An 8,308-nucleotide genomic window follows, 5' to 3' on the forward strand; every position below is an offset into this window, starting at 1 on the left:
CGGATCGAGCGCAGATCCGGCTTCGGCAGGGAGTCATCATGAGCACAGCGGCTGAACACCATCCCCACGCAGAACACGGCCACCACCATGGTGAAGGCTGCGGCCATGTTGCCGTTCCGCATGGCGACCACGTCGACTTCGTGCATGACGGCCACCTGCACCGGGTCCACGAAGGCCATGTGGACGAGTGCGAACAGGCCGCCCACGTCGAGCACTCCGGCCACGGCCACGCCCATGGCGAGAACTGCGGCCACGTGGCGGTCCCGCACGGCGACCACCTCGACTACGTGCACGACGGACACCGCCACGCCGCGCACGCCGGGCACTGGGACGACCACTGATCAGCCGTCCGCGTGGTGAGGCTCGCCCCTTGCCGGGCCTTGCGCGGAGTCAAACTTCGGTAATGATTTTCATCTCAACGCCAATCGGCCTGGTTTTGAAAATCGTTTCCGACTAGCGTCTGCTCCTGTCCAGCCGAGCCGGGCCCTTTGCGGGTCCGCAGGTTTTCGAGGAGTACCCACGCCATGCGCGCCGTCCTGCCCCGCCCCGTCCGCAGACACTCCGTCCGGCTCGTGCTGAGCGCGGCCGCCGTCGCCGCGCTTGCCGCCACCAGCGCCTGCTCCACCTCCTCGACCGCGAAGACCGCCAGCTCGGACGCCTCGGCGAGCGGCGGCGGGAGCAAGGTCATCCAGGTGGTGGCGGCGGAGAACTTCTGGGGCAGCATCGCCACCCAACTGGGCGGTGACCACGTCAAGGTGACCAGCGTCATCACCAACCCGGACACCGACCCGCACTCCTACGAGCCCACCGCCGCCGACGGCCGGACCGTGGCGGGCGCCGACTTCGCGATCACCAACGGCATCGGCTACGACGCCTGGTCGGACAAGCTGCTCGCCGCCAACCCGGCGAGCAGTCGCACCGCGCTCAAGGTCGGCGACCTGCTGGGCAAGAAGGAGGGCGACAACCCGCACCAGTGGTACTCGGCCGAGAGCGTGAACAAGGTCATCGACCAGATCACCGCCGACTACAAGAAGATAGACCCGGCCGACGCGGCCTACTTCGACAACCAGAAGACCAGCTTCGAGACGAAGACGCTGGCCCAGTACAACCAGCTGGAAGCCGACATCAAGGCGAAGTACGCGGGCACCCCCATCGGCGCCTCCGAGTCGATCGTCACCCCGCTCTCCGAGAGCCTGGGCCTGAAGATGCTCACCCCCGAGACCTTCCTGGACGCGGAGAGCGAGGGCACCGACCCGACCGCCGCCGACAAGGCCACAATCGACCAGCAGATCAGCGGCAAGCAGATCAAGATCTACGTCTACAACACGCAGAACTCCAACCCCGACGTGGTCGCCCAGGTCGACGCGGCCAAGAAGCAGGGCATCCCGGTCGCCACCGTCACCGAGACCCTCGCCCCCGCGAACGCCACCTTCCAGGACTGGCAGACCCAGGAACTCCAGGGCATCGAGGACGCGCTGAAGCAGGCGACCGGCAAGTGACCGCCAACCCGATCGGGAGGGTCCGCAGCGCAGTGGACCACAGCGAACCGTCATCGCAGGTGAGTACGGGCGAGCCCCTGTTCTCGCTGCGTGGGGCCGCCGTGCGGGTAGGCGGGCGGACCCTGTGGTCGGGTGTCGATCTGACCGTGGGGGCCGGGGAGTTCACCGCCGTCCTCGGCCCCAACGGAGTCGGCAAGTCCACCCTGGTCAAGGTGCTGCTCGGGATCCTGCCGGCCGCAGCCGGCGAGGTCCGGGTTCTCGGCGCGCGGCCCGGCGAACGCAACACGGCCGTGGGCTATCTGCCGCAGCGCCGCAGCTTCGACGCGAGCCTGCGCATCCGAGGCATCGACGTCGTCCGGCTCGGTCTGGACGGCGACCGCTGGGGGATTCCGCTGCCCGGCCTGGGCGGCGCGAAGCGCCGGGCCGCCCGGGAATGCGTGGAACAAGTCATCGACCTGGTCGGCGCCTCCACGTACGCGCACCGGCCGATAGGCCAGTGCTCGGGCGGCGAGCAGCAGCGGCTGCTGATCGCCCAGGCACTGGTCAGAAAGCCCCGACTGCTGCTGTTGGACGAGCCGTTGGACAGCCTCGACCTGCCCAACCAAGGCGCGATCGCAGCCCTGCTCGGGCGGATCTGCCACCGGGAGGGGGTCTCGGTGGTGATGGTCGCCCACGACGTCAACCCGATACTCCACCACCTCGACCGGGTGGTCTACATCGCCGAAGGCGGCGCGGTGGCCGGTACCCCGGCCGAGGTGATCACCTCCGAGACGCTCACCCGCCTGTACCGCACGCCGGTTGAGGTGCTGCGCACGTCGGACGGGCGGCTGGTGGTGGTCGGGCAGCCGGAGGCACCGGCGCTGCACAGCGACCGGCACACCGAAGGGAGGTCCCCCCGGTCGGAGGCTGGGGGACGGACGGGAGGCAGCCATGCTCCTGGCAACTGACGCCACCTCACCCGTCTTCTCCTGGAACCTGCTCGCCGACTTCCAGGACATGTGGTCCTACCTGTACATGGTGAACGCCTTCCGGGCGGGCGCGATCGTCGCCGTGGTCTGCGCGGCGGTGGGCTGGTTCATGGTGCTGCGCCGGCAGACCTTCGCCGGGCACACCCTGTCGGTGGCCGCCTTCCCCGGCGCCTCCCTGGCCACCCTGGCCGGGTTCAGCCTCTCACTGGGGTACTTCGGCTTCTGCGTCGCCGCCGCGTTGGTCATCGCGGCGCTCGGGCGCAAGGGCCGGGAGAGCGGCGCGGAGGAGTCGGCCGTCACAGGGACGGTCCAGGCGTTCGCACTGGCCTGCGGGTACCTCTTCATCAGCCTGTACAAGGGCCTGCTGGAGGGGCCGACGGCGCTGCTGTTCGGTGACTTCCTGGGCATCACCACCGGCCAGGTGGTGATCCTGGCGATCGTCGGCGCGGCGGTGCTCGCCCTCCTGGCGGTGATCGGACGGCCCCTGCTGTTCGCCTCCGTGGACCCGCAGGTGGCGGCCGGGCGCGGTGTCCCGGTGCGGCTGCTGTCCACGCTGTTCCTGGTGCTGCTGGGGGCGGCGACCGCCGAGGCGAGCCAGATCACCGGCACGCTGCTGGTGTTCGCGCTGATGGTGATACCGGCTGCCACAGCCCAACAGCTCACCGCACGGCCCGCCCTGAGTCTGGCGCTGTCGGTCCTGCTCGGTCTGGCCGCCTGCTGGGCCGGCCTGATCGCGGCCTACTACCAGCCCTACCCGCTCGGCTTCTTCGTGACCGCCTTCGCCTTCACCGGCTACGTCCTGGCCCACCTGCTGCGCCTGGGACGGGACTTGCTCGACCGGGCGCGGGTACCTGTTCCGATCGGAGGTGCGGCATGACCGCCGTCCTGTCCCAGCCGTTCTTCCAGCACGCCCTGCTGGCCGGGACGTTCATCGCGCTGGCGTCCGGTCTTGTCGGCTACTTCCTGGTGCTGCGCGCGCAGATCTTCACGGGTGACGCGCTCAGCCACGTCGCCTTCACCGGGGCGATGGCGGCCCTGGCCGGCGGGTACGACCTGCGGCTCGGCCTGTTCGCGGCGACCATCGGCGTCGGCCTGCTGCTCGGTGGACTCGGCCGCCGGGGACGGCCGGACGACGTGGTCATCGGCAGCGTCTTCGCCTGGATCCTCGGCCTGGGGGCGTTCTTCCTCACCATCTACACCACCTCCCGCAGCGGAGCCCAGGGCGGCGCGGGCACCAGCGTGCTCTTCGGCTCCATCTTCGGACTGAGCAGCGGCCAGACCACGCTCGCGGTGCTGATCGCGGCCGGAATCAGTGTTGCGGTGCTGCTGATCGCCCGACCGCTGCTCTTCGCCACCCTGGACGAGGCCGTGGCCGCCGCACGCGGCGTCCCGACCCGGGTGCTCGGCTTCGCCTTCCTGGCCCTTGTCGGCGCCTGCGCCGGAGAGGCGACCCAGGCGGTCGGCTCGCTGCTGCTGCTCGGCCTGCTCGCGGCCCCGGCAGGGGCGGCGATCCGGCTCACCGACCGGCCGTTCCGCGCCCTCGCGCTGTCCTCCGCCCTCGCCGTCGCGGAGATGTGGGGTGGCCTCGTGCTCAGCGCCGAGGTGCCCAAGCTGCCGCCGAGCTTCGCCATCATGGCCACCGCGAGCGCCGTCTACGCCGCCACCTTCCTTGTCCGCCCGAACCGCGCCCTGCGTACGGCAGTGGCCTGACCGGCGCGGACATGGAACGGGGGAGAGAAGTGACCGGCGTCGGGACCGGCGCGCCAACGGCCGCGAAGCGGCGCGCTGCCCGCATGACGCCCCGGCGGCCGGCGGACGGTGTCGAGCTGATCGGCCGGCCGACCCCGCAGCGTGCCGAGGTGCTGGAGGCCCTCGCCGGGTGCGAGGAGTTCGTCAGCGCCCAGGCCCTCTACGCCAGGCTGGTGCAGACCGGCTCCCGGGTCGGCCTGAGTACCGTCTACCGCACCCTGACCGCCCTTGCCGAGGCGGGCCGCGCCGACGTCGTGCGCGACACCAACGGCGAACGCCTCTTCCGCTACCGGGCCAGCGAAGACCACCGGCACTACCTGATCTGCCGCCAGTGCGGCCTCAGCCTGCCGGTGGACTCCACCGCCGTAGAGGCCTGGGCTGACCAGGTCACCGAAATATCCGGCTTCGCCGACGTGCACCACACGGTCGAGCTGACCGGCACCTGCGCCACCTGCTCCGCCGCGAGAAGCGCCGACTGACGACCCGGAACACCTACCAGCACCTCTGGCACCGCCGAAGGAGGATCTGGCATGCCCAGACCAGCATCACCGCGCCTGGTCGCCCAGCTGACCGCGCTCAAGAACCAGGCTCGTCAACTCCTCGAACTCGCCGAGGAAGACATCGTCCTGATCAGGCAACTCGACTGCACCCAACCGGGATGCCCACCGGTGGAGACGGTCGTGGCGGTGCTGCCACCGTCCGGCACCTCCAGGCGATGGACGCTGCACCACCCCGTCGACGAGATCACCCCCGACCTGCTCGCGGCCGCCCTGGCCGCAACACCGACCGTCTCCGAATCCGAAGGAGAACGAGCATGACCAGCTCCGCCACCACCATGGACGAGACCGAGGAACAGCAGGACACCCGCGTCCCTGTCACCGTGCTCACCGGCTTCCTCGGCTCCGGCAAGACCACCCTGCTCAACCGGATCCTCACCGAGCAGCACGGCCTGCGGATCGCCGTCATCGAGAACGAGTTCGGCGAGGTCGGCGTCGACGACGCACTCGTCCTCGACGCCGAAGAAGAAATCTTCGAGATGAACAACGGCTGCATCTGCTGCACCGTCCGCGGCGACCTCATCCGCATCCTCGGCGCACTCATGCGCCGCCGCGAGAGGTTCGACCGGATCGTCATCGAGACCACCGGCCTCGCCGACCCCGCCCCCGTCGCGCAGACCTTCTTCATGGACGACGAGATCGCCGCCCAGCTGCGCCTGGACGCCATCGTCACCCTGGTCGACGCCGCCCACATCCTCGACCACCTCGACGAGGTCAAGCCCGAGGGCGTCGAGAACGAGGCCGTCGAGCAGATCGCCTTCGCCGACCGGATCGTCCTCAACAAGACCGACCTGGTCACCGAGGAACACCTGACCGAGGTCGCCCGGCGCATCCACGCCATCAACGCCCCGGTCGAGATCATCCCCGCCCAGCAGACCAAGGTCCCGCTGACCCGGATCCTCGACGTCCACGCCTTCGACCTCGACCGGGTCCTGGAGGGCGACCCGGCCTTCCTCACCGACACCGAGCACCAGCACGACACCACCGTCACCTCGGTCGGCATCGACCTGCCCGGCGAGCTCGACGAGCAGCGCCTGAACAGCTGGCTCGGACAACTGCTGCGCACCAAGGGCGCCGACCTCTTCCGCTCCAAGGGCATCCTCGCCATCGCCGGCGATGACCGCCAGTACGTCTTCCAGGGCGTCCACATGCTGCTGGAGGCCGAGAACGGCCGAGAGTGGCGCGAGGGCGAGCCCCGTCGCAACCGGCTGGTCTTCATCGGCCGCGACCTCGACCGCGAGACGCTGAACGCCGAGTTCGCCGCCTGCCTCACGGGAGCACGCGCATGACCGCCGCCACCCGCACCGCCACCTGGACCACCGCCGTCGACGACGCGCCGATCGCCGTCACCACGGCCGGTGACCTGGTCGCCGTCGCCGGCGCCGCCGGCACCGCCTGGATCCTGGACCTCGCAGACGGCACCCCGGTCGGCACCCTCACCCTGCCCGGCGGCTTGCTCACCCTCGAATTCTCCCCGGACGCCGCACACCTCGCCCTCGCCGGACCCACCGGCTACGGCCTGTGGCGCCGATCCGACGGGCGCTTCCTCAACTCGCAGACCGGGGCCTGGTCCAACGCCGTACGGTGGGCCACACCGGACCGGGTCGCCCTCGCCTCCGGCCGTCGCGCCCTCGTTCTGGACACCGACGGCGCCCTGCAGTGGAGCACCGACCCCGCACCGAGCACCGTCACCGACCTGGCCTGGCTGCGCGAGGGCCGACGCCTCGTCAGCTCCGCGTACGGGGGCGTGCGCTGCCACGAGCGGCACACCGACAAGCCCGTCGCCGAATACAAGTACCTCGGCTCCCACCTCGCCATCGCCCTCAACCCCAACGGCCGGTGGATCTGCACCGGCAACCAGGACGCCAGCATCCACATCTGGCGCACCAGGGACGGCGACGAACTCACCATGCAGGGCTACCCCGACAAGATCTCCCGGCTCGCCTTCGACGACACCGGGCGCTGGCTCGCCTCCGACGGCGCACCCGACATCACCGTCTGGGACTTCTCCGGCAAGGGCCCCGCCGGCACCAGCCCGCGCTCGCTGCGCGCCCACGAGAACGTCACCGCCCTCGCCTGGCGGCCCGGTGGCAGCGCAGTCCTCGCCAGTGCGGGCGCCGAAGGCACCGTCGCATTCTGGCGCGCGGCCTTGGGCCGCGCGGGCGGTCTGCTCAGGCCAGCCAATGCGCGCGAGCTGCCCGAAGCGGTCACCGCACTGGCCTGGGCCGGTCCTGACCGGCTGGTCGTGGCCGACTACGAGGGGCGGGTGGAAGCGTGGCCGCTTCCGGACGACCTGGCCCTGTGACGGTGAACCCTGGTGGACGGCCGTGCACGCTGGTCGTCTGCCGGGGCTGCTGCTGCGGCAGCGCCCGCAAACACCCGGAGACCGACCATGAAGGGCAGCTCGCCACGCTCTTGAGAGCAGCTGAAGCGTCGGGTGGCGCACTGGTGGCCCGTACCACCGACTGCCTTGGGCCCTGCCGGCAGTCGAACGTCATCGTGGTCCAGCCCTCCACCCGGGGCCGTGCCCGCGGTGGCCGGCCGCTCTGGCTCGGCTGGGCCCTCGACAACGACATTCCCGATCTGGTCACCGAGTACGCCCTCGCCGGCGGCCCGGGTGTCGCCGAACTCCCCGCCGCCCTGGACCTGCACCGCATCACGCCACCCCGCCTGCCGACCACCGCACGCGCCAGGCGCTGACCGCTCCCCGGCTGCCCGCCGACACCCGCGCGGCGGGCAATCCTCCCGCACCCGAAGGAAGGACCGGTTGATGGGGCACACGCCCGGCACGCCGGTAACCGCGCCCGCTACCCTGGACGCCCGGACCGCCGAGCAGCTCGCAGCCACCCTCCAGGCGCTCGCCGCTCCCTCCCGCCTGCTGATCCTCGCCCGCCTGCGCCAAAGCGCCTGCCCGGCAACCGAACTGGCCACCGCCGTCGGCATGGAACAGTCCGCCTGCTCCCACCAGCTGCGCCTGCTCCGCAACCTCGGCCTGGTCACCAGCCGACGCCAGGGCCGCAGCATCGTCTACACGCTCCACGACCACCACGTGGCGGAACTCCTCGACCAGGCCTTCGCTCACATCGAACACCTGCACCCGCGGTGAGCGTCGGAGTGCGTCACCCGGACGGCGGCGCATGGCAGTTCGTCAGGTGCTTTGACCGCATAGGTTGACCGGTTTGGTCAGGCTGCCGCGGCGAGAGCGCGTCCGCCCCAGCGGATGCCTTTCTCGCTGCAGATGCGGACGCGTTCGCGTCGTTGGGCGGCGAGGACGTCGGGGTGGCGGGCCTTGGTGTTGCGCCAGCGCAGGTAGGCGTGCAGGGCCAGGGTCTGAGTGGTCACCGGCGCCTGCTTCTGGCGCATCCGCCGCCACCGCGACTGACCAGTCTGGGGCAACAGCGGGGCGGTCGAAGCCATTGACACCGGCTTCGACCGCCCCACTGAGGTTCCCCCGAGGTGCGGAAGGTTGCCGGACATGACCTGATGGGTCGTGAGAAGGGAGCCTCTGCCATGGCTGCACCGATGAAGTATCCGC

11 protein-coding genes and 1 pseudogene are annotated in these 8,308 nt (G+C 70.6%); 11 read left to right on the top strand and 1 reads right to left on the bottom strand.

What is annotated here, in order from left to right; genetic code table 11:
* Positions 1 to 38: 38 nt before the first annotated feature.
* The 11 genes from P3T39_RS34395 to P3T39_RS34445 all read left to right on the top strand — a co-directional run bounded on the left by P3T39_RS34395 (position 39) and on the right by P3T39_RS34445 (position 7,879).
* The gene (locus P3T39_RS34395) at positions 39 to 341 is read left to right on the top strand and encodes a hypothetical protein (protein ID WP_280703214.1); all 303 of its coding nucleotides are present in this window, start codon (positions 39 to 41) and stop codon (positions 339 to 341) included.
* A 183-nt stretch (positions 342 to 524) separates the two neighbouring features.
* Positions 525 to 1,499 (top strand): zinc ABC transporter substrate-binding protein, encoded by a 975-nt coding sequence (locus P3T39_RS34400; RefSeq protein WP_280703215.1) that lies wholly within the window; start codon positions 525 to 527, stop codon positions 1,497 to 1,499.
* 59 nt (positions 1,500 to 1,558) lie between these two features.
* Entirely contained in the window at positions 1,559 to 2,446 is an 888-nt protein-coding gene (locus P3T39_RS34405; protein ID WP_280703216.1) for an ABC transporter ATP-binding protein, read from the top strand.
* Positions 2,430 to 3,344 (top strand): metal ABC transporter permease, encoded by a 915-nt coding sequence (locus tag P3T39_RS34410; protein WP_280703217.1) that lies wholly within the window; start codon positions 2,430 to 2,432, stop codon positions 3,342 to 3,344. The genes P3T39_RS34405 and P3T39_RS34410 overlap by 17 nt, the downstream gene beginning before the upstream one ends.
* Complete coding sequence (locus P3T39_RS34415) at positions 3,341 to 4,177, top strand: metal ABC transporter permease (RefSeq protein WP_280703218.1); 837 nt, start codon at positions 3,341 to 3,343, stop codon at positions 4,175 to 4,177. The genes P3T39_RS34410 and P3T39_RS34415 overlap by 4 nt, the downstream gene beginning before the upstream one ends.
* An 83-nt stretch (positions 4,178 to 4,260) precedes the next feature.
* Positions 4,261 to 4,695, top strand: a complete 435-nt coding sequence (locus P3T39_RS34420; RefSeq protein WP_280703219.1) for a Fur family transcriptional regulator — start codon at positions 4,261 to 4,263, stop codon at positions 4,693 to 4,695.
* A 51-nt stretch (positions 4,696 to 4,746) separates the two neighbouring features.
* Positions 4,747 to 5,034: a hypothetical protein gene (locus P3T39_RS34425; protein ID WP_280703220.1), complete on the top strand. Its 288-nt coding sequence runs from the start codon at positions 4,747 to 4,749 to the stop codon at positions 5,032 to 5,034.
* A complete protein-coding gene (locus tag P3T39_RS34430; protein ID WP_280703221.1) occupies positions 5,031 to 6,062 on the top strand; it encodes a GTP-binding protein in 1,032 nt (343 codons plus the stop codon). The genes P3T39_RS34425 and P3T39_RS34430 overlap by 4 nt, the downstream gene beginning before the upstream one ends.
* Entirely contained in the window at positions 6,059 to 7,078 is a 1,020-nt protein-coding gene (locus tag P3T39_RS34435; protein ID WP_280703222.1) for a hypothetical protein, read from the top strand. The genes P3T39_RS34430 and P3T39_RS34435 overlap by 4 nt, the downstream gene beginning before the upstream one ends.
* Positions 7,075 to 7,473 (top strand): (2Fe-2S) ferredoxin domain-containing protein, encoded by a 399-nt coding sequence (locus P3T39_RS34440; RefSeq protein WP_280703223.1) that lies wholly within the window; start codon positions 7,075 to 7,077, stop codon positions 7,471 to 7,473. Before P3T39_RS34435 ends, P3T39_RS34440 begins: the two co-directional genes overlap by 4 nt.
* A 70-nt stretch (positions 7,474 to 7,543) precedes the next feature.
* Positions 7,544 to 7,879, top strand: a complete 336-nt coding sequence (locus tag P3T39_RS34445; RefSeq protein WP_280703224.1) for a metalloregulator ArsR/SmtB family transcription factor — start codon at positions 7,544 to 7,546, stop codon at positions 7,877 to 7,879.
* Positions 7,880 to 7,956: 77 nt separating this feature from the next.
* Here the strand turns inward: P3T39_RS34445 and P3T39_RS34450 are convergent.
* Positions 7,957 to 8,112, bottom strand: a pseudogene (locus P3T39_RS34450) (IS630 family transposase); the annotation flags it as partial.
* Between the last annotated feature and the right edge of the window lie 196 nt (positions 8,113 to 8,308).

Origin of the sequence: Kitasatospora sp. GP82 (genome assembly GCF_029892105.1) — a bacterium.
In the GTDB taxonomy this organism is placed as follows: domain Bacteria; phylum Actinomycetota; class Actinomycetes; order Streptomycetales; family Streptomycetaceae; genus Kitasatospora.